22 protein-coding genes are annotated in these 18,676 nt (G+C 67.7%); 11 read left to right on the forward strand and 11 right to left on the reverse strand.

Annotated elements, in window-relative coordinates; translation table 11 throughout:
- Positions 1-52: 52 nt before the first annotated feature.
- Genes CFB49_RS33510 through CFB49_RS33525 form a run of 4 tightly spaced genes read right to left on the reverse strand, consistent with a single transcriptional unit; the run spans position 53 to position 4,197 of the window.
- Positions 53-1,093, reverse strand: coding sequence for a zinc-dependent alcohol dehydrogenase family protein (locus CFB49_RS33510; protein WP_069620010.1), 1,041 nt, complete (start codon positions 1,091-1,093; stop codon positions 53-55).
- A 14-nt stretch (positions 1,094-1,107) separates the two neighbouring features.
- The gene (locus CFB49_RS33515) at positions 1,108-2,928 is read right to left on the reverse strand and encodes a PHA/PHB synthase family protein (RefSeq protein ID WP_089493526.1); all 1,821 of its coding nucleotides are present in this window, start codon (positions 2,926-2,928) and stop codon (positions 1,108-1,110) included.
- Positions 2,925-3,671, reverse strand: coding sequence for a beta-ketoacyl-ACP reductase (locus tag CFB49_RS33520; RefSeq protein WP_089493527.1), 747 nt, complete (start codon positions 3,669-3,671; stop codon positions 2,925-2,927). Before CFB49_RS33520 ends, CFB49_RS33515 begins: the two co-directional genes overlap by 4 nt.
- Positions 3,661-4,197: a hypothetical protein gene (locus CFB49_RS33525; protein ID WP_089493528.1), complete on the reverse strand. Its 537-nt coding sequence runs from the start codon at positions 4,195-4,197 to the stop codon at positions 3,661-3,663. Before CFB49_RS33525 ends, CFB49_RS33520 begins: the two co-directional genes overlap by 11 nt.
- Before the next feature lie 188 nt (positions 4,198-4,385).
- Here CFB49_RS33525 and CFB49_RS33530 point away from each other — a divergent pair, with 188 nt between their 5' ends.
- The 3 genes from CFB49_RS33530 (at position 4,386) to CFB49_RS33540 (ending at position 6,754) form a co-directional block, all read left to right on the forward strand.
- Positions 4,386-5,225: a universal stress protein gene (locus CFB49_RS33530; protein ID WP_089493529.1), complete on the forward strand. Its 840-nt coding sequence runs from the start codon at positions 4,386-4,388 to the stop codon at positions 5,223-5,225.
- A gap of 195 nt (positions 5,226-5,420) precedes the next feature.
- Entirely contained in the window at positions 5,421-5,924 is a 504-nt protein-coding gene (locus CFB49_RS33535) for a universal stress protein (RefSeq protein ID WP_089493530.1), read from the forward strand.
- A complete protein-coding gene (locus CFB49_RS33540; protein ID WP_069620004.1) occupies positions 5,921-6,754 on the forward strand; it encodes a universal stress protein in 834 nt (277 codons plus the stop codon). The genes CFB49_RS33535 and CFB49_RS33540 overlap by 4 nt, the downstream gene beginning before the upstream one ends.
- A 46-nt stretch (positions 6,755-6,800) precedes the next feature.
- Here CFB49_RS33540 and CFB49_RS33545 read toward each other — a convergent pair whose 3' ends face one another.
- A complete protein-coding gene (locus CFB49_RS33545) occupies positions 6,801-7,271 on the reverse strand; it encodes a universal stress protein (RefSeq protein WP_069620003.1) in 471 nt (156 codons plus the stop codon).
- A gap of 324 nt (positions 7,272-7,595) precedes the next feature.
- On the opposite strand from CFB49_RS33545, the gene CFB49_RS33550 reads away from it, so the two are divergent.
- Positions 7,596-8,243 (forward strand): response regulator, encoded by a 648-nt coding sequence (locus tag CFB49_RS33550; RefSeq protein WP_069620002.1) that lies wholly within the window; start codon positions 7,596-7,598, stop codon positions 8,241-8,243.
- 302 nt (positions 8,244-8,545) lie between these two features.
- Positions 8,546-9,319 (forward strand): fumarate/nitrate reduction transcriptional regulator Fnr, encoded by a 774-nt coding sequence (gene fnr, locus CFB49_RS33555; RefSeq protein ID WP_089437926.1) that lies wholly within the window; start codon positions 8,546-8,548, stop codon positions 9,317-9,319.
- A gap of 24 nt (positions 9,320-9,343) precedes the next feature.
- Here fnr and CFB49_RS33560 read toward each other — a convergent pair whose 3' ends face one another.
- Complete coding sequence (locus CFB49_RS33560) at positions 9,344-10,333, reverse strand: zinc-dependent alcohol dehydrogenase family protein (protein ID WP_089493531.1); 990 nt, start codon at positions 10,331-10,333, stop codon at positions 9,344-9,346.
- Positions 10,334-10,505: 172 nt separating this feature from the next.
- On the opposite strand from CFB49_RS33560, the gene CFB49_RS33565 reads away from it, so the two are divergent.
- From CFB49_RS33565 to CFB49_RS33580, 4 genes are all read left to right on the forward strand, one after another.
- Positions 10,506-11,507, forward strand: a complete 1,002-nt coding sequence (locus CFB49_RS33565) for an Acg family FMN-binding oxidoreductase (RefSeq protein ID WP_069619999.1) — start codon at positions 10,506-10,508, stop codon at positions 11,505-11,507.
- 48 nt (positions 11,508-11,555) lie between these two features.
- The gene (locus CFB49_RS33570) at positions 11,556-11,897 is read left to right on the forward strand and encodes a c-type cytochrome (RefSeq protein WP_179234997.1); all 342 of its coding nucleotides are present in this window, start codon (positions 11,556-11,558) and stop codon (positions 11,895-11,897) included.
- Positions 11,898-11,899: 2 nt separating this feature from the next.
- Complete coding sequence (locus tag CFB49_RS33575; protein WP_256122068.1) at positions 11,900-12,889, forward strand: TIGR00730 family Rossman fold protein; 990 nt, start codon at positions 11,900-11,902, stop codon at positions 12,887-12,889.
- 138 nt (positions 12,890-13,027) lie between these two features.
- Positions 13,028-13,252, forward strand: a complete 225-nt coding sequence (locus CFB49_RS33580) for a hypothetical protein (protein ID WP_069619996.1) — start codon at positions 13,028-13,030, stop codon at positions 13,250-13,252.
- 476 nt (positions 13,253-13,728) lie between these two features.
- Here the strand turns inward: CFB49_RS33580 and CFB49_RS33585 are convergent, their stop codons facing one another.
- The gene (locus CFB49_RS33585) at positions 13,729-14,379 is read right to left on the reverse strand and encodes a BON domain-containing protein (protein ID WP_089438172.1); all 651 of its coding nucleotides are present in this window, start codon (positions 14,377-14,379) and stop codon (positions 13,729-13,731) included.
- A gap of 230 nt (positions 14,380-14,609) precedes the next feature.
- Here CFB49_RS33585 and CFB49_RS33590 point away from each other — a divergent pair, with 230 nt between their 5' ends.
- On the forward strand, positions 14,610-15,275 hold the full coding sequence (locus CFB49_RS33590; RefSeq protein WP_089493532.1) for a nitroreductase family protein: 666 nt from the start codon (positions 14,610-14,612) through the stop codon (positions 15,273-15,275).
- A gap of 104 nt (positions 15,276-15,379) precedes the next feature.
- Here CFB49_RS33590 and CFB49_RS33595 read toward each other — a convergent pair whose 3' ends face one another.
- The 4 genes from CFB49_RS33595 to CFB49_RS33610 all read right to left on the reverse strand — a co-directional run bounded on the left by CFB49_RS33595 (position 15,380) and on the right by CFB49_RS33610 (position 17,417).
- On the reverse strand, positions 15,380-15,814 hold the full coding sequence (locus CFB49_RS33595; protein WP_069619994.1) for an Hsp20/alpha crystallin family protein: 435 nt from the start codon (positions 15,812-15,814) through the stop codon (positions 15,380-15,382).
- A 179-nt stretch (positions 15,815-15,993) separates the two neighbouring features.
- Complete coding sequence (locus CFB49_RS33600; RefSeq protein ID WP_089438173.1) at positions 15,994-16,269, reverse strand: DUF1488 domain-containing protein; 276 nt, start codon at positions 16,267-16,269, stop codon at positions 15,994-15,996.
- Between the two features lie 76 nt (positions 16,270-16,345).
- Complete coding sequence (locus tag CFB49_RS33605) at positions 16,346-16,819, reverse strand: universal stress protein (protein ID WP_089437930.1); 474 nt, start codon at positions 16,817-16,819, stop codon at positions 16,346-16,348.
- A 130-nt stretch (positions 16,820-16,949) separates the two neighbouring features.
- Positions 16,950-17,417, reverse strand: coding sequence for a hypothetical protein (locus tag CFB49_RS33610; protein WP_089437931.1), 468 nt, complete (start codon positions 17,415-17,417; stop codon positions 16,950-16,952).
- Positions 17,418-17,656: 239 nt separating this feature from the next.
- On the opposite strand from CFB49_RS33610, the gene CFB49_RS33615 reads away from it, so the two are divergent.
- Complete coding sequence (locus tag CFB49_RS33615; RefSeq protein ID WP_089493533.1) at positions 17,657-18,616, forward strand: AraC family transcriptional regulator; 960 nt, start codon at positions 17,657-17,659, stop codon at positions 18,614-18,616.
- The last annotated feature ends 60 nt before the right edge of the window (positions 18,617-18,676 follow it).

The following is an 18,676-nucleotide window of genomic DNA, read 5'->3' on the forward strand; positions in this document are numbered from 1 at the left end:
GCGGGAACCGAACGACGTTGCGTACCGGTCCCCGTCACGCGCCACCGGCCCGTCAGCCGACTTCGATGATCACCTTCAGCGCATGGGTTTGCGCCGCGCGACCGAACGTGTCGTACGCACGCTCGACGTCGTCGAGCGAAAACCGGTGCGTGATCAGGCGTGTCGGATCGAGACGGCCGGCGCGCACGGTCTTCAGCAGCATCGGCGTGCTGACCGTGTCGACGAGCCGCGTCGTGATCGAGATGTTGCGATCCCACAGCTTCTCGAGGTGCAGGTCGGCCTTCACGCCATGCACGCCGACGTTCGCGACGACACCGCCCGGCGCCACGAGCGCCGTGCACATCTCGAACGTCGCGGGAATGCCGACCGCCTCGATCGCGCAATCGACGCCGATGCCGTCGGTCAGCTTCATGACCTCCGCCACCGGATCGCCGGCGCGGCCGTCGATGCAATCCGTCGCGCCGAAGTGCCGCGCGATCTCGAGCCGGTTGCTGTCCGGGTCGATCATGATGACCTGCGCAGGCGAGTAGAACTGCGCGGTCAGCAACGCGGCCAACCCGATCGGCCCCGCGCCGACGATCGCGACCGAGCACCCGGGCTGCACCTTGCCGTTCAACACTCCGCATTCGAACCCGGTCGGCAGGATATCGGACAGCATCACGAGCGCGTCCTCGTCGGCGCCGGCCGGAATCCGGTACAGGCTGGTCGCCGCATGCGGGATACGCACGTACTCGGCCTGCGTACCGTCGATCCGGTTGCCGAGAATCCAGCCGCCGGTCGTGCAATGCGAATACAGGCCGCGGCGGCAGTATTCGCAGCGGCCGCACGACGAGATGCACGAAATGAGCACGCGATCGCCCGGCTTCAGCGAATCGACCGCGGCGCCGACCTGTTCGACGATGCCGACGCCCTCGTGGCCGAGAATGCGGCCGGGCTCGCACGTCGGTACGTCGCCTTTGAGGATATGCAGATCGGTGCCGCAGATCGTCGTGCGCGTCACGCGGACGATCGCGTCGGTGGGCGACTGCAGTTCCGGCTTGGGCCGTTCCTCGAGCGCCTTGCGCCCCGGCCCGTGGTAGACGAGTGCTTTCATCGCTGTTTCTCCGTTCATGTTTCCAGTACATAGGCGCCGGGCGCCGCCGCGAAGCCGTCGGGCGGCGTACGGGCCGGCACGTCGCCCGACGAGCGCGCGTGCAACCAGTCGCGCCAGCATGTCCACCACGATCCGTCGACCGCCGGCGTATCGCGCACGAAGTCGTGCGGGCTGCGGTAAGCCACGCCGGGGTCGCGCGTCCCGCACCGATAGTGGCGCCCCGGATGGCCCGGTTCGGACACGATGCCCGCGTTGTGCCCGCCCGACGTCAGCACGAACGTCAGCGCATGGTGCGTGAGCAGATGGAGCTTGTAGACGGACCGCCACGGCGACACGTGATCGCGCTCGGTGCCGACCACGAACGTCGGCACGTCGATATCCGACAGCGCGACCGGCCGCCCGTCGACGCAATACCGGCCGGCCGCGAGATCGTTGTCGAGAAAGAGCCGCGTCAGGTATTCCGAATGCATGCGATACGGCATGCGCGTGGTATCCGCATTCCACGACATCAGGTCGTTGGGTTTCGTGCGCGTGCCGAGCAGGTATTCGCTCATCATCCGCGACCAGATCAGGTCGCGCGCGTTCAGCAGTTCGAACGCGGCGGACATCTGCGCGCCGTCCAGGTAGCCCTGCCTCCACATCAGCGCGTCGAGCGCGGACAGCTCGCTCGCGTCGATGAACAGGCCGAGCTCGCCGGGTTCGCTGAAATCGGTCTGGGCCGCGAGCAACGTGATCGAGCGCAGCGCCTCGTACTGCTGGCCGTCGCGCGCCAGCGCCGCCGCGGCGATCGCCAGCAGCGTGCCGCCCAGACAATAGCCGACCGCGTGGACCGCCTCGCCGCCGATCGAACGGGCGGCGTCGAGCGCCGCGATGCAGCCGTCCCGCAGATAGTCGTCGAGCCCGAGGTCGCGCGACTCCGCGCCCGGGTTGCGCCACGACACGGCGAACACCGTATAGCCCGCGTCGACCAGGAAACGGATCAGCGAATTGTGCGGCTGCAGATCGAGGATGTAGTACTTCATGATCCACGACGGCACGATCAGGATCGGCTCGTGCGCCACGCGGGTCGTCGTCGGCGCGTATTGCAGCAGCTCGCACAGCGCGTTGCGCCAGACGACGCGACCCGGCGTGATCGCCACGTCGCGACCGGGCAGATAGGCGCGCGCATCGTGTGCCTGCGTGCCGCTCGCGCGCTCGACGAACGCGTTCGCGTCGTCCCGCAAGTGCCGGAAACCTGCCGCGAGGTTCGCGCCGCCACTGCGCATCGTCGCGTCGAGCACGACCGGATTGGTCGCCAGGAAATTGCCCGGCGAACAGGCGTCGAGCCACTGGCGTGCGGCGAACCCGACCAGTTCCTCATGATGGCGTTCGACACCCGGCACGCCGCGTGTCGCGTCGCGCCACCAACGCTGGATCGACAGGAAACCGTCGCGATACACACAAAACGGCCAGCCGCCCCACGCGGGCGCGGCGAAGCGCGGATCGGCGTCGCCAGCGTGTACGGCCAGGCCGCCCGACTCCGCATCGTCGGCCTCGCCGTCGCGTCCGCTTGCCGCCGGCGCCACGGCGCCCAGCCACGCCTGTGCGGCGAGCTCGAAGCCTTTACCCGGCGCCACCGCCAGATGCGCGCTCCAGTCGAGCATGGCCAGCGCCAGCGATACCGGCGACAGCCCGAACGTCAGCGCGGCCACATTCGCGTGCGCGGCACGGTTCCACTGTTCGGCCGCGCTCATCCGGGCAGGCGCGCATCGCGTCGCCGCCGGCGCGTGCCCATCGTCGGCCGGCGTGGGCAGCGATGCCGGCGCGCGACGCGCGCGCAGCACGGACGCGTTCATCGCAGGTACATTCCGCCGTTGACGTCGAATTCCGCGCCGGTTGCGAACGCACCGGCATCGGAGCACAAGAGCGCGACGAACGCGGCGATTTCGTCGGGGTCGCCCAACCGCCCGGCCGGGATCTGCGGCAGGATCTTCGTGTCGAGCACCTCCTTCGGCACCGACTCGAGCATCGCGGTCGCCAGATAGCCGGGCGACACCGTGTTGACCGTCACGCCATGCCGCGCGAGTTCGAGCGCCAGCGTTTTCGTGAAGCCGTGGATGCCGGCCTTCGCGGCTGCGTAGTTGGCTTGCCCGTACGCGCCTCTCGACCCGTTGACGGAGCCGATGTTCACGATCCGCCCGAAACCGGCGTCGATCATGCCCGGCACGAACGGCTTCGTCATGTTGAACATGCTGTCGAGATTGGTGCGCAGCACCGCGTCCCACATGCTCTTCGTCATCTTCACGAAGGTGGCGTCGTGCGTGATGCCGGCGTTGTTGACGAGCACGTCGACGCGCCCGAATTCGGCCAGCACGCGTGCCGCGCAGTGCTGGCACGAATCGTAGTCGGCCACGTCCACTTCGAACGCATGAAACGTGCGGCCCGCGTCGCGTTCGTGCGCGAGCCACGTCGCGACGTGGTCGTTGCGCTCCGTGTACGACACGGCCACCGTCATGCCGGCGTCGTGCAGGCGACGGCTGATCGCGGCGCCGAGGCCGCCCATCCCGCCCGTGACGAACGCGACGCGGTCAGCGCACATGATCGCTCTCCCGTGCGTCTGCGATGCCGTTCAGGCGGCGTGCGGCGAGCGCCCCGTTCGTCGCGCCGCCCGCCTCCTCGATCCCGCGCTCCAGCGCGGCCATCCAGTCGGCCCACGGCATGCTGGCTTCGTTGACCACCGCGAGTCGCTCGAGGTCAGGCAACCAGTCGGTCTGATAACGCGACAGCGCGCCCGAGCCGTATTCGCGCAACCAGGTACGCCACGCACTGGCGCGCTCGAATTGCGCACGCATGCACAGCTCGGCAGCGTCCTGCCAGATCTCGACGCTCGCGATCGCGTAGTCGCTCGTCACCTGCCGGCCAGCCTCGGCGAAGGCCGTCCACTCGTTCGTTTCCGCCAGCGCCTGCTGCAGGCGCCGCACCGCGGTGCGGTCGCGCTCGATGCGCCGCCCTGCCAGCGCATGCCATTCGTATTGCCAGTCGCGGTTCAGCGCGACCATGCGCAACGCGAGATCGCAGCCCGCGCGCCAAGCGTCGTTCGGTGTCGTCAAAGCATCGCTACTCATCGGCTTCCCCTTTCGATCGTATCCATGGGTTGGCATCCGCGTCGTGCCGCCTGCCCGGCCTCGGCGTCGCGACCGCTTCACTGTGCGGGTATCGCGCACGGCTGCCGTTGATCTGAGTCAACCGCGTGGAAACCCTGCTTCGTAGACTGGATTGCACCGGCGGATCACCCGTCGATGGAGCGATTCCGATGAGCTACAAAAGCATGGTCGTGCACCTCGATACGAGCGCCCGCGCGCATTCGCGTCTCGAGTTCGCATTGCGTCTCGCCCGGCGCTTCGGTGCGCATCTCACCGGGCTGTTCGCCATCTACACGCCCGAGCCACATTCGTTCTACGTGATGGCCGGTTCCGCCGATTATTTCCGCGCGCAACGCGAACGGCGCGACGAGCGGCTTGCCGCGCTGGAGCGTCTGTTCCATGCGGAGACGGCGCGCGCCAAAGTGCCCGCAACCTGGATTCGCACCGACGAGCGTGCGAACGTGGCCGTACCGCGCGCTGCCCGTCTCGCCGACCTGGTGATCGCGGGCCAGAGCGCCCCGAACGATCCCGAAACCTATATCGACGACCAGTTTCCGGAAAATCTCGTGTTGACCGCCGGCCGCCCGGTGCTGTTCTGGCCGTACACCGGAGAATTCCCGTCGGTCGGCGAACGGGTTTTCGTCGCATGGGACGGCAGCCGCGAAGCGACCCGCGCCGCGCACGACGCGCTGCCCTTTCTCGAACACGCGAAGCGGACGACGGTCGTCGCCGTGGTCGACGGCAAGTCGGAGGCCGCGGCCACGCGGATCCCGGCCGCCGATGCCGCGCTGATGCTGGCGCGCCACGCACACGACGTGAACGTGCTCGACATCGACACCGGCGCTGACTCGTCCGTCGGCGAAACGCTGCTGTCGCGCACGTACGACACTGGTTCCGACCTGCTCGTCATGGGCGCGTACGGCCATCCGCGCTGGCGCGAGCTGTTGATGGGCGGCGCGACACGCACGGTGCTCGCGTCGATGACGCTGCCGGTGCTGATGTCGCACTGAGCCGCGCGATGCGCACGTCGTGCCGTCCGCGTCGAGCGCGCTCACGTGGTCGTCGAGCCGGCCAACGAAGCGTGAATCGCGCCGCGCGCCGCGGCGGGCGTGCTGCGCGGCAGCCCGGACGCTTGATCCAGATCAGCGCCATCGGCGTGTACGCGCCGATGATGGCTTCATCCACATCCGTTCAAGGGAAACGCCATGTACTCGAACATTCTGGTGGCACTCGACGGCAGCGACACGTCGTCCCGTGCACTCGACGCCGCGCTGGCGCTCGCGGCGCAAACGGGTGCGCGGCTCACACCCGTCTACGTCGTCGATTTCCTCGCGCCGGCCTACGACATGTATGGATACGATCCGTCGATCCTGGTCGATTCGTTCCGTGAAGAAGGATTGCGCGTGACCGAGGACGCCGCGCGACGCATGAAGGCGCGCGACGTAGCCGGCACGCCGCAGATTTCCAACGTCGCGCCGGCAGGCGAAGACGTCCCGCACCGGATCGTCGGCGTCGCGAGCGAGATCGGTGCCGATCTGATCGTGATGGGCACGCACGGCCGGCGCGGCTTTCGGCGCCTCTTCCTCGGCAGCGTGGCCGAACGCGTGCTGCGCCAGGCCCGATGCCCGGTCCTGATGATTCCGGCGAGCTGCGCAGCGAAGGCATCCGCCGACGTCACCGCCGCTTCCACCGCAAAGGAGCCGTCATGAGCTACAAGACCCTGCTCGTTCACCTCGACGACAGCGATCGCTGTGCGACGCGCGTCGACCTCGCGCTCCAGCTCGCGGGACGCTGGAACGCGCACTTGATCGGCCTCTACCTGGTCTGCCAGGATCTCTTCGAGCCGTTGCGCCGGCCCGACGAACCGCTCAAGCTGGCCGTCTACGAGCGCCTCTGCGACCAGCGGCGCAAGGAGGCGGAAGAACGCTTCCTGACGGCCGCCGAACGTGCCGGACGCAGTGTCGAATGGCAGGCGCCGGCGGGCAATGCGATCGATGCCGCGATCCTGCACGCGCGCCACGCCGATCTGCTGGTGCTCGGCCAGGAAGATCCGGACGATCGCATGACGTACGTGGCGCGCCATTTCGTCGAGGATGTCGTGATCGGCAGCGGCCGTCCGGCGATCGTCGTGCCGTATGCGGGCGACGTGCGCACGTTCGGCGAGAACGTGCTGATCGGCTGGGACGGCGGGCGCGAGGCCGCGCGTGCGATGGCCGACGCGCTGCCGCTGCTCGCCCGCGCACGCTTCGTCAACGTCGAGACGGTCGTCCGCGGACAACCCGATCCGGACAGCACGCCTGCCGGCGTCGACGTCGCCGCGTATCTCGAACGACACGGCGTTCGCGCGTCGTTCTCGACGACGCCGCGCGAGCGGTCGGTCGGCGTGGGCGGGACGCTGCTGAACCGCGTGACCGACGTGCATGCGGACCTGCTCGTCATGGGCCTGTACAGCCATACCCGCGCCCACGAGCGCGTGCTGGGCGGAGCCACGCGCACGATCCTCGAGACGATGACGGTGCCGGTGCTGCTGTCTCACTGAACCGGCGGGCGGGTATCGGGCAGCCGGTCGAGGCTGCCCGCTTTCGTCACAACACGGCCGCACCCGCGCCCAGCCCCTCCCGCACGACCAGCACCGGCCGGTCGGCGGTGCGCACCAGCGACTCGGCGACGCTGCCGAGCAACGCGCGGCGCATGCCGCGACGGCCATGCGTGCCCATCACGATCAAGTCCGCGTCGCATTCGGCGGCCGCTCGCGCCAGCACCGACGACACGTCCTCTCCGCACGCGTCGATCGCATGCACCGTGCCGCGCACGCCGCACAGCCGGAACGCCGTCTCGGCATCCGCCACCGCGACCGCGGCCTTGTCCGCGTCCAGCCCGGCCGGGTCGCGCCGGCCGATATAGCCGCTATCGACGTCCGTCAGCCGCGGCGCGTCCGATACCACGCACACGGCGACGATCAAGCCGCCCGACGCGCGGGCGAGCGCGATCGCCTCGTCGAGCGCGAGCCGCGAGCCGCGGCTGCCGTCGAGGGCCGCAAAGATTCGTGCATACATAAAGCCTCCCCTGTTGCCGTTCGGTGTCGATCGGCATGCCCACCAGTCTGGGCGCGACGCACATCGTCCGGTTGACGTCGGTCAAGCCCGCACGGCAACGGACGTACGCATCGGTCCCGATTGGCGAATACCGGCAAAACGCGCACAATTTCGGCGCATCGGACATGCTTTCGATGCGACCCTTTGAAGAGACATCGTCCGGTCATCGACGGCCGCCATCCTGTCCGCCGTCCGGAATCGGACGATTGCAACGCTCCGGTCGGAGCCGGATCGACGAACGCCGGCGGGCGCCTGCCCCGCGCGAGCCGGCTAAGGATGCACGCCATGATCAGGGTACTCATTGCGGACGACCACACGCTCGTCCGGGACGGACTGCGGCACATCCTGCAGAACGCGCGCGATTTCGTCGTGGCGGGAGAAGCCAGCGACAGTGCGTCGACGATCGCGCTGACGCGCGGCACCGAGGCCGAGGTGCTGGTGCTCGACCTGTCGATGCCCGGCCGCAACGGCATCGAACTGATCAAGCAGATCAAGGACGAGAAACCGGCGCTGCACATCCTGGTGTTGACGATGCATGCCGAGCAGCAATATGCGGTGCGTGCGTTCCGCGCCGGCGCATCGGGCTACATGACCAAGGAAAGCGCGAGCGCTGAGCTGGTGGCCGCGCTGACGAAAATTGCCGGCGGCGGCGTGTACGTCAGCCTGTCGATGGCGGAGCAATTCGCGCAAAGCCTCAACGAGCCGACCGACCTGTTGCCGCATCAACGGCTGTCCGATCGCGAATTCGACGTGTTCCGGCGCGTGACCTCCGGCGAGTCCATTTCCGAGATCGCGCGGGCGCTGTGCGTGAGCGTCAAGACCGTGAGCACCTACAAGACGCGAATCCTCGAGAAAATGCAGATGGCCAACGATACGGCGCTCGTCCGGTACGCGATGCGCCACAAGCTGTTCGACGATCCTGACGAACTCTGACCGCGACAACCCGCCGCACCGTTGTAGGAATCGTCCTACAAACCTTCCCTATCACCTACCGCATCTTCAATTTCCGCTGATTTCAATCAAGCATCCGGCTGTCCATACTCCGATCAAGAACAACACACCGGCGCGCCTTCCGGAGCTGCCCGGCCTTGCCGTCCCGTCGCGACTGCATCGTCGGCCCGCCGATCCGGTGGACGCCGATTCGACCAACCAGGCGGCGACGTGCCTGTCCGCCTGTACGACGGCCAGCGCAACCGCGACGACGCGATCCGCTGCCGCCCCAACCGGAGCAGATCATGCAGAGCCATGCCGAAACCACGACGACGGCGCCGTTGCACCCGTTCATTCCGCTGCATCCCGTCGCGCGGGCGGACCAGCCGAAGCGCACGTCGTCCCGCTGCTCGTCCTGCACGCTGCGCACCGTTTGCATGCCGCGGGAAATGACGCCCGACGAGTTCGCCCGGGTCGACGCGATGATCTGCACGACGCGCCACGTCAAACGCGGTGAAACGCTGTTTCGCGCGGACGACACGTTCCACAGCATCTATGCGGTCAGAACCGGATCGTTCAAGACCGTGATGATGCATCGCGACGGCGACGAGCAGATCACCGGCTTCCAGATCGTCGGCGAAGCGCTCGGGCTCGACGGCGTGCATACCGGACGGCACAACGGCGATGCGATCGCGCTCGAGGACAGTACGGTCTGCATCATTCCGTTCGGCCAGCTCGAGCAGATGTGTCGCGAAGTGCGGCCGATGCAGCATCACGTGTATCAGATGATGAGCGGCGAAATCGTCCGCGAATCGGCGCTGATGGTGCTGCTCGGCACGATGACCGCCGAGCAGCGCGTGGCCGCCTTCCTGCTGAACCTGTCCACCCGCTTCAAGGCGCGCGGCTACTCGGCCGCCGAATTCGTGCTGCGGATGACGCGCGACGAGATCGGCGAATATCTCGGGATGAAGCTCGAAACGGTCAGCCGCATGCTGTCGAAGTTCCAGCGTGACGGGCTCGTCGCCGCGCAAGGCAAGCAGATCCGCATCGTCGATCCGGAAGGCCTCGGGCGCATCTGAGCGGATCGCGCGAACCCGGGGGGATCAATCGCGCATGCCGAGCACGGCGGCGCCGGACACGCGGCCCCTGCGCAGATCGTCCAGTGCGCGATTCGCATCGGTCAGCGCGTAGCGCACGGCCTCGACCCGCAGCGGCATCGCGGCGGCGATCCGCATGAATTCGACCGCATCGGCACGCGTCAGGTTGGCGACCGATGCGATCCGGCGCTCGCCCCACAGCCACGCGTACGGAAAGCTCGGGATATCGCTCATGTGAATGCCGCCGCATACGACAATCCCGCCTTTGCCGACGGCGCGCAGCGCGGCCGGCACCAGCGTGCCCGCCGGCGCGAAAATGAGCGCGGCGTCGAGTGTTTCCGGCGGTGTTTCGTCGCTGCCACCGGCCCACGCGGCGCCGAGCGACAGCGCGAGCTGTTGTGCCGCGGTATCGCCGGGCTTCGTCAGCGCGAACACCTTGCGCCCCTCGACATGCGCGACCTGCGCGACGAGATGAGCGGCCGCGCCGAAGCCGTAGATGCCGATGCGACGCGCGTCGCCGGCCATGCGCAAGGTTCGATAGCCGATCAGGCCCGCGCACAGCAACGGCGCGGCTTCCAGATCGGAATAGCGTTGCGGCAGGTGCACGCAATACCGGTGGTCGGCGACCGTGCACTCGGCATAGCCGCCGTCGATCGTATAGCCCGTGAAACCCGGGCTGTCGCACAGGTTTTCTCGGCCGGATACGCAATACGCGCAATGCCCGCATGTCGAGCCGAGCCACGGAACGCCGATCCGGTCGCCGACGGAGAATCCCGTCACGCCCTCGCCGAGCACGCGCACCGTTCCCACGATTTCGTGCCCCGGCACCAGCGGCAGCTTCGGGTGCGCGAGCTCGCCGTCGACGACGTGCAGATCGGTTCGACAGACACCGCATGCGTGCACGTCGATCAGCAGCTGGCCCGGCGCCGGCAGCGGATCCGGCATGTGCGCCTCGCGCAAATACGGTGTCGTGCCGTCAAACATCATCGCAAGCATGCTCGCCTCCCGCTCGGTCGTCTTCGTGCTTCGCTGTCCAAGGCTAATCCCGGCGCATCGCGCGCGCATGGCCCGGTGACGGGCGCTTGATGTGGGTCAACGGCTGCCGGACGGTTGCTGACACGATGAGGTGGCATGACGCCGCCCGCGCGGCGTGCCAGGAGATGATCGAATGATATCCGTTCCCCCGCTTGCCGCAAGCGCCCATGTCGACGATCAATTGAAGTCGCTGTTGGCGTACGCGGTGCTGGCTCCGTCCAGCCACAATTCGCAGCCGTGGCGGTTCATCGTCAACGGCGCCACGATCGCTGTCTGTGCGGACCGGGTCCGCGCGTTGCCCGTGGTCGATCCGTTCGACCGCGAACTGATCATCAGTTGCGGCGCGGCATTGCTCAACCTGCGCGTCGCGCTCGATCACGCCGGCCTCGCCCACACGATCAGCACGTTTCCGTCCGAGGTCGACCCCGATCTCCTTGCGCTGGTCCGCGTCTGCGACGACGGCTATTCCGATCCGTCTCTCGGCGGGCTGTTCGACGCGATCCAGGACCGCGTCACGACGCGCGCGCCGTTCGAATCTACCGCGGTGCCCGACGAGATTCAGCGCGAGCTGATCGCGGCCGGCGTCGCGGAAGGCGCCGAGGTCGCGTGCATCGACTCGACCGCACGTCGCGCACGGGTCGCCGAACTGGTTGCGCAGGCCGACCAGCAGCAGTTCGCGGATCCGCGCTTCCGCCGCGAACTGGCGAGCTGGATCGATCCGCGCCGGCGCGTCGACGGCATGCCGGCATTCGCGGCCGGCGTGCCGACGCTGCTGGACTTCGCGGCGCCTGTCGTGACGATGGCGGTGCGAACGTTCGATCTCGGCAACGGGCTGGCCGCGCTCCATCATCAGCTCGTCGGCGCATCGCCTTTGATCGTGTGCCTGTCGACCGTGCGCGACGACCGCGAAGCGTGGCTGGCCGCGGGCCAGGCGCTGGAGCGGATCCTGCTCGTCGCGGCGCGCGCGGGCTATACGGCGTCGTACCTGAACCAGCCGATCGAGACGGCCGCGCTGCGTGCCGACCTGGGCCGGATGCTCGGGCTACACGGCGAGCCGCAGTTGCTGCTGCGGGTGGGCCGCGGCCCGCACACGCCGCATTCGCCCCGTCGCCCGCTCGGCGAAGTGATCTCCTGAGCGCAACCGGCGACGCGCCGCGCGCATTCCGCTCCGGACGAGGAAAACATGAACATCACGCGCTGCTCCGCTTTCTCTTTCTTTCTGCTCGCTGCCATGGCCGGAACAGCGGTCGCGCAAACGACCGTGCCCGAGCCGACCGAGCTCGTCAACGCGCAGCACTGCATGTTCTGCCACACGCCCGACATGACGTTCCTCGGGCCGTCGTTCCACGACATCGCCGCGCGCTACCGCGGCGATCCTCACGCGGCCGCCGAACTGGAACGCAAGTTGCGCGTCGGCGGCCCCGCGCATTGGGGCGACACGCCGATGCCGTCCGCGATCGATCGCGGCGGGCCGCTGTCTGCCGACGACGCGCATCAGCTCGTCCAATGGGTGTTGAGTCAGTGACCGTGCGCACGATAGTCAAACGCGCTCCTGCCGGCATGGCGCGCGGCGGCGCGCGCGGCAAGCGGGTACGCGCCCGGCCCGAATCGCCCGCCAGCCTCGACGACATCCCGCGGCCGTCTCGTCGAGGGCGGCATCTCGCCAGCCATCCGGACTGCACGCCCGGCGACGCGGACACGTCGTTGCTGCAACGCGCGACCATGCGCGGTATCCGGCTGCAGCTCGACTACTGGAACGCCGAAGCGCGCCTGCAACACGAGCGTATCGGCCATGCCGTCGTGATCTACGGCAGCACGCGCATCGTCGCGCCCGCCGTCGCGAACGCACGGCTCGCCGAAGCGAACCGCCTGCTCGCGCTGCGTCCGCGTGACCCGGGCCGGCGTCGTGCCGTCGCGGTCGCCAGCCGTCTCCTCGAGCACAGCGCGTACTACCGCGTCGCACGCGAATTCGGCCGTATCGTCGGTCATGCCGACCGGCGCGCGCGTACGGCGCGCCTCGCGATCGTCACGGGCGGTGGCCCCGGCATCATGGAGGCCGCCAATCGCGGTGCCTACGAGCGCGGCGCCCCGAGCATCGGCTTCAATATCGAGCTGCCGCACGAACAGGCGCCGAATCCGTACATCACGCCGGATCTGTGCTTCCGGTTCCACTACTTCGCGATTCGCAAGCTTCACCTGCTCGAGCGCGCCAAGGCAGCCGTGTTTTTCCCCGGCGGATACGGCACGTTCGACGAACTGTTCGAGGTCCTGACGCTGCTGCAGACGCGCAAGATCGCGCCGCTGCCGGTTGTCCTGGTCGGCGAAGCGTACTGGCGGCGTGCCGTCGATCTGGCGTTTCTCGCGGACGAAGGGATGATCGACCGCCGCGACCTCGAACTGTTCACCTACTGCGAATCCGCCGCCGATATCTGGCACGCGATCGGATCCTGGTATGCACGGTGCCGCGCCGGGCGGGCGGCCCGACGAAGCCCTTCGCCGAAGCCGTCCGCCGTGTAGGAATCCGCCGACGGCCTCCGCTCGATTCCTACTACAACTTCGGGACACGCCGATTGAATCGCGCATGCACGCCAACGATACTGAAATCACGGATAACGGCTCCCGGCATACCGATCGCGAGCCCTCAGGAGAGACGTCATGTCACACGCTACCCAGCCTGCCGATTCGGGCAATCCGTCCGGTCGGTCCGATGCAGCAGCGCTCGACACGCTGGCATTGGTCACCCTCGCCCGCGATGCCGGCATGCTCGTGATCCTCGACGGCCAGATCGGACGGGAACGGTACGAAAGCGTGACGGGATCGATCGCCACGCTCGCCCGCTTCGCGCAGGCGCTGCAACGTTCGGCGCTCAAGGCTGCATGAAACCGGGCGCGGTCGAAGCCGTGCCGCGCGCCGACTCAATGCCGATGAACCTGCCCCTCACGGATCGGTCCGCCCCTTTTGCCCGGATATCCGCTGAATGAAGCGGCGATGAACCTGCTCCGCTCCGGACGCATCGCACGCATGTTCCCGGGTGTGGCGTTGCTCGCGAACTACCGGTGTGCATGGTTATCGCGCGATCTCTATGCGGGCATCGCGCTTTCCGCCGTGCTGGTAGGGGCCGGTGAAGGATCGCCTGCGCGCCTACGGGCTGTTCGACGTGTTCGGCGCGGCCAGCTTCTTTCCGACCGTGACCGATGCCGTTGCGCATCACGTCCAGCGGAATGGCGAGCACGACATGCGTTCCGCGTCATCGCCGCCCGCGCGGAAAAGGATGGGCGGCTAGACGCTTGAAGATAGGCAGCCGCCACGCGCATCGCGTCGAGCCGGGAGAAGCGGTCGGCTTCTGTCCGACAACCTTACTCGACGACCAGGTCGTCGACGACCGCGCGCACGCCACGCGCGGACCACGCGGCGCCGCGCACGGCCTTGCGTTCGGAGAACGAGCCGACCTTGCCGGACAACCGGACGGTGCCGTCGCGCACCTCGATCGCAATGTGTTTCGCCTCGCGCTCCGCGTGGCGCATGATCGCGCGCTTGATGCTGCCGCCGATGTCGGCCGAGCCGACCGCCCCCTGCACGACGATGCGGTCGGTCACGCCGGTCACGCTGCGCATCTGCGAGATCGCGCGCACGGCCAGATGGCTCTGATATGCCCATTCGACCCGGCCGGACAGCGTGATCCAGCCGTGCTCGACCTGCACCTTGACCGCGTCGTCATGCAGCCCGACCGTCCAGTGCAGCACCGAGCGCACGGCATTCGCGATGTCCTCGTCGGTGCGGACGTCGTCGTTCGGCAGATGCACGGTCATGTCGACGACGAGCGCCTTGACACCGGCCACGCGGTTCGCCGCACGCTCGATCGCGAGTTTCTCCGCATAGCTCGGCGGGTGACCCGAAAGCGTCACGATCCGGTCGGACACCTCGACACCGATTCGTGTCGCGTCGATTGCCGGGTCGGATTCCAGCTCGTCCTGAACGTCCTGTTTCAACTGCTTGTCGGTTTTCATCGTCTGCACTCCCATGAGCCGCGGCGCGCTTGTCCGCCGTACATGGCCAGATTTGCACACGCGCGGCCCCGCGTTGCTGATGCAGGTCAACGGATGCCCTGTGCCGGGCTTCGCGGCTCGTGCATGGGTCGCTTGACGAAGGTCAAGCCGGTGCGGCCCGGCCGTCTTATCGTGAGATCGCCGATGCGCGACGTTTCCGGCCCGCGCAGCGATGCCCGAAGGAGATTCACATGACGGAACAGCAACTGTTGGCCTATTCGCCGGCGCCTCCGGCGCTGCCGGCGCCGCCGCAAGGGGCGTCGCCGGCCATCATCGATCTGCCGCGCCCGACCCTCGACGGCGGCACGCCGTTGATGACGGCACTCGCAACGAGAATGAGTTCACGCGAATTCACCGCCACGCCGCTCCCGCCTGCGACGCTCGGCGAATTGCTGTGGGCCGCGGACGGCATCAACCGGCCGGCAAGCGGCGGTCGTACGGCGCCGTCCGCGCACGCGTTCAATGAAATCGACATCTACGTCGCGCTGCCGCACGGCGTTTACCGCTACGACGCGCCCGCGCATCGGCTCGTGCTGAAACACGCGGCCGATGCACGCAACCTGACCGGGTACCAGGACTTCGTGGGCCGCGCGCCACTTGATCTCGTCTACGTAGTGCGGACCGCCGCGATCCTCGACATGCCGCCGCCGCAACGCGACGTGTTCTCGGCCATCGCGGCGGGCGCCATCGCACAGAACGTTTCGCTCTACTGTGCGGCAGCCGGCCTCGGCACGGTCGTGCGCGGCTGGATCAATCATCGCGTGCTCGCCGACGCGTTGCGGCTGAATGAGGACGAACTGCCGATCCTCGCGCAGACCGTCGGATACCGTGCCGGCGGGACGGTATCGGCGGCGTGAGCGCACGTGGACGGTTGAAAGAAACGGCGCGCGGATGGCTCCGCGCGCCGTCATCCTCCCTTCGAGCGACGCGTGCCCCGCGTCGCCCGGCGTCTGCCTCCCGATCAGCTGATCGTCAGCTTCTTCTGCCCGACCGGCGCCTTCTTCGGCAGCGTCAGCGACAGCACGCCGTCCTGATACGTCGCCGTCGCGTTCGCGTCGTCGATCTCGCCAGACAGCGAGAACGACCGGCCGATCGCGCCGCTGTAGCGCTCGCGCCGGATCACGCGCTCGCCATCCTTCTGCTCGTTGTTGCGCTCGACCTTCGCGTTGATCGTGACGGTTCGGCCCGTCACCTGGACATCGATATCCTCCTTCGCGACGCCCGGCAACTCCGCATTGACCTTGTAGGCATTGTCGCTTTCCGTCACGTCGATCTTCATCGACGCAAGATCGGGTTCGTCCGTCGTCGCCACGCCGCGCAGCGGCCTGAACAGCCCCTGAAACAGGTCGGAGACGGGTTCGATCGAAAACGGATCGTAACGCGTGAGGTGGGTCATGGTTCGCACTCCTCGTACGGTTGACATGCAGCAGCGCTTTCGTCCGGCCAGCGCGGTGCCGTGATGCGGATCGGACTGGCGCGGCATCGCGTGCCGCGCAACGGACGAAGGATCCCTTCGAAATCAGCGTATCCGCTCACACCGTCACGCGCTTGATACGCGTCAATGACCCACGGCGATCACGTACAGAACCGGAAAAATCCGCTGTGAAGCAGGATCGGCCTGCCGTCCATTTCCTCGAGCAGGCAGCGCGCCGCGCGTTCGATCGCGGAGCGATGGTGCGCGAATGCGTCGACAAGATCCTGTTCGCGCGGCGATGCCGCCCGAAAGTGATCTTCCAGCGCTTCCGCGGTGATCGCGCAGCGCACGCGTCGGCCTTCGACCACGGCCGGAAAGGCCAGTGCCGGGTCTTGACCGCAATACGTCGGCGGTTCGGAAGGAAAAGTTATCTGCATGACGATCCCCTGGGCAGGTTGCGTGCCGACCGTCGCCCGACCCGGGCGGCCGGACCCGTTATCGGGCACGGCGACGCTAGGCTGCCGCGACGGCAGCCGGCGCGGCATCGTCGCCGCGTACGAGCAGGACCGGACAACGCGAACCGCGCAGGAAACGTTCGGCTACGCTGCCGAGGACCAGCCGACGGACGCCGCGCCGCCCGTGCGTGCCGACCACGGCGAGATCGATCGACCGTTCGACGACATAGCGTTGCAGCCGCTCGGCGATATCCACGCCGGGTTCGGTCTCGATGATTTCGGTATCGCCGTTGACGGCCGCATGCGAGATGGCCCGCTCCGCGCTTCGCAACACGGCCGCGCCATCGCGCCGAACCTCGTCGAGCAGGGCACCCGGGTCCATGCGTCCGGCGTACGTGATCAGAAGCGATTGGTCGACGACGAAAACGGCGAACAGGCGCGCGCCACATGACCGGGCAACCTTCAAGCCCTCTTCAAGCGCCAGATTCGAAGAAGGACTGCCGTCGACGGCGACCATGATGTTCGTGTACATACCGACCTCGCTGGATGACTGGACGCGCCGGTGGCGTTCGGCGTTGTTTCATCATCAGCGCTCGCTGGAAACCGGCGTTGACCGAAGTCAACGGTTTGAAGCGATATGAGCCGACGCGGGAGGCGCTCCGTTATCGAGGGTCGACCGGCAGCGTCGGCGTGCCCGTTGGGCGCTCGTACGTCGCGAAACCGCGCTCGATTTCAAGGATCTTCGACGCGCATGCATCGTATTGCCAGCCGGGGCCGCCATCGGTGCCGTACATGCCCTTGCACATCGCCTTGAGCCGAATCACCGCGCCGCCGTCGCCCGATACCGTGCGCGACGCCCATAGATACACTTCTCCGGCGAAATGCGATTGCGCGGTTTCGATCCTGTCCGCGCTGAATCGCGTGATACGGGTCGACGAATGCGCGTCGATGTAGCCCCGTGCGAGCTGCCATGCACGGTCGCATTCGGGCGGCGTCGAACACTGCAGCGCGGCAGCCTCCCGTGCCGCCTGCAATTGCGTTTCGGTCGACCGGAACGCCGCCCCCTGCCCTACACCGGCGCAAGCGCCCAGCGCGAGCGCGGCGCCGATGATCCACGTCAGATGTTTCATTGCCCATGCCTCATCACGCGGCGACTCGCGCGTGCCATCGGGCGCCGCCTTGTGCGAGCGCCGGCGTCCACTGTATTGCCGGCAGCGCGAATGCGATTGACCTGCGTCAATCGCCGCCCTGCGTTGCCGATCGCGGACTGCCCTTCGTCGCCACGAGAAAATGCTTTCCACCATTCCTTGGTTTGAGCGGTACGGCGCAGCCCGTAGCATGGGCGCGTCACCCATCCTCCAGCATCGGAATGTCCGCGCAAACAGACAAGGTCGTCCATTGGCTGCTGTCCAGCCTGGAGCCGAAAAGCCAGCTTTTCCACGTCGGCCAGTATTGCGGCGACTGGCAGGCATCCACCGCCGGCCGTGCGAAAGCGAGCTTCCACATCCTCCTTCACGGATCGGCGTGGCTGCACTTCGCCGACGGCCGCGACAGCATCCCGGTCGCCGAAGGTGAAGCCGTCTTTCTGCTGCGCGACGTGCCGCACGGCTTGTCGCCGAGCCCGGTCAATCCGCACGCCTGTGCGGTCGCGGGCAGCCATCCGCTCGAGCGACGCGGGTCGATGCAACCGCTCGACCCGTCAATCGACGGCAGCGTCGGCCTCGCCTGCGGTTTCATCGAATTCCAGTCCACCGTGTCGCGCGCGATCGTGTCGCTCTTTCCCGAATACCTGATCGTACGGCGCGGCGACGACGCCTATCGCGGCATCCATGGGCTGTTCGATCTGATTCGCGTCGAAGGGCGTCATGGCGTCGACGCGCCGTCCCCGCTGATCGACAAGCTGGTCGAACTGCTGCTGTTCTACGCGGTGCGGGATGCCGCGGGGCACGATACCGTCGCCAGCGGGCTCGCGTCGCTGATGCAGCGGACCGGTTTCGGCACGCTCGTCGCCGCGATCATCGACGCGCCGGCCGACGCATGGACCACGGAATCGATGGCCGCGTTCGCGAACATGTCGCGCACCGCGTTCTGCAAGCATTTCAGCGAAGCATCCGGCCATCCGCCGATGCAGTTCGTCACGATGGTGCGGATGCGGCTCGCGGCGGACCTGCTGCAACAAGGCTTGCCGATTTCACGGGCGGGCGAACTGGTGGGCTATCAGTCGGAGTCGGCGTTCGCGCATGCGTTCAAGCGCACGATGGGCATGCAACCCGGCGCATGGCGCCGCGACCGCGACGACGCGTCGCCATCGGCAGCCCGCCTGCACTAGCCGGCCGTCGCGGCGCGCGGCGCGGGACGAACGCACAGGAATCGCGGATGTTCGCGCATT

The organism is Burkholderia sp. AU17457, from assembly GCF_002223255.1.
GTDB lineage: Bacteria > Pseudomonadota > Gammaproteobacteria > Burkholderiales > Burkholderiaceae > Burkholderia > Burkholderia sola.

What these genes read in the sequence shown, in the direction of transcription:
- CFB49_RS33510 (WP_069620010.1), bottom strand. Translation starts at nt 1,093, where the DNA reads ATGAAAGCACTCGTCTACCACGGGCCGGGGCGCAAGGCGCTCGAGGAA.
- CFB49_RS33515 (WP_089493526.1), bottom strand. Translation starts at nt 2,928, where the DNA reads ATGAACGCGTCCGTGCTGCGCGCGCGTCGCGCGCCGGCATCGCTGCCC.
- CFB49_RS33520 (WP_089493527.1), bottom strand. Translation starts at nt 3,671, where the DNA reads ATGTGCGCTGACCGCGTCGCGTTCGTCACGGGCGGGATGGGCGGCCTC.
- CFB49_RS33525 (WP_089493528.1), bottom strand. Translation starts at nt 4,197, where the DNA reads ATGAGTAGCGATGCTTTGACGACACCGAACGACGCTTGGCGCGCGGGC.
- CFB49_RS33530 (WP_089493529.1), top strand. Translation starts at nt 4,386, where the DNA reads ATGAGCTACAAAAGCATGGTCGTGCACCTCGATACGAGCGCCCGCGCG.
- CFB49_RS33535 (WP_089493530.1), top strand. Translation starts at nt 5,421, where the DNA reads ATGTACTCGAACATTCTGGTGGCACTCGACGGCAGCGACACGTCGTCC.
- CFB49_RS33540 (WP_069620004.1), top strand. Translation starts at nt 5,921, where the DNA reads ATGAGCTACAAGACCCTGCTCGTTCACCTCGACGACAGCGATCGCTGT.
- CFB49_RS33545 (WP_069620003.1), bottom strand. Translation starts at nt 7,271, where the DNA reads ATGTATGCACGAATCTTTGCGGCCCTCGACGGCAGCCGCGGCTCGCGG.
- CFB49_RS33550 (WP_069620002.1), top strand. Translation starts at nt 7,596, where the DNA reads ATGATCAGGGTACTCATTGCGGACGACCACACGCTCGTCCGGGACGGA.
- fnr (WP_089437926.1), top strand. Translation starts at nt 8,546, where the DNA reads ATGCAGAGCCATGCCGAAACCACGACGACGGCGCCGTTGCACCCGTTC.
- CFB49_RS33560 (WP_089493531.1), bottom strand. Translation starts at nt 10,333, where the DNA reads ATGCTTGCGATGATGTTTGACGGCACGACACCGTATTTGCGCGAGGCG.
- CFB49_RS33565 (WP_069619999.1), top strand. Translation starts at nt 10,506, where the DNA reads ATGATATCCGTTCCCCCGCTTGCCGCAAGCGCCCATGTCGACGATCAA.
- CFB49_RS33570 (WP_179234997.1), top strand. Translation starts at nt 11,556, where the DNA reads ATGAACATCACGCGCTGCTCCGCTTTCTCTTTCTTTCTGCTCGCTGCC.
- CFB49_RS33580 (WP_069619996.1), top strand. Translation starts at nt 13,028, where the DNA reads ATGTCACACGCTACCCAGCCTGCCGATTCGGGCAATCCGTCCGGTCGG.
- CFB49_RS33585 (WP_089438172.1), bottom strand. Translation starts at nt 14,379, where the DNA reads ATGAAAACCGACAAGCAGTTGAAACAGGACGTTCAGGACGAGCTGGAA.
- CFB49_RS33590 (WP_089493532.1), top strand. Translation starts at nt 14,610, where the DNA reads ATGACGGAACAGCAACTGTTGGCCTATTCGCCGGCGCCTCCGGCGCTG.
- CFB49_RS33595 (WP_069619994.1), bottom strand. Translation starts at nt 15,814, where the DNA reads ATGACCCACCTCACGCGTTACGATCCGTTTTCGATCGAACCCGTCTCC.
- CFB49_RS33600 (WP_089438173.1), bottom strand. Translation starts at nt 16,269, where the DNA reads ATGCAGATAACTTTTCCTTCCGAACCGCCGACGTATTGCGGTCAAGAC.
- CFB49_RS33605 (WP_089437930.1), bottom strand. Translation starts at nt 16,819, where the DNA reads ATGTACACGAACATCATGGTCGCCGTCGACGGCAGTCCTTCTTCGAAT.
- CFB49_RS33610 (WP_089437931.1), bottom strand. Translation starts at nt 17,417, where the DNA reads ATGAAACATCTGACGTGGATCATCGGCGCCGCGCTCGCGCTGGGCGCT.
- CFB49_RS33615 (WP_089493533.1), top strand. Translation starts at nt 17,657, where the DNA reads ATGTCCGCGCAAACAGACAAGGTCGTCCATTGGCTGCTGTCCAGCCTG.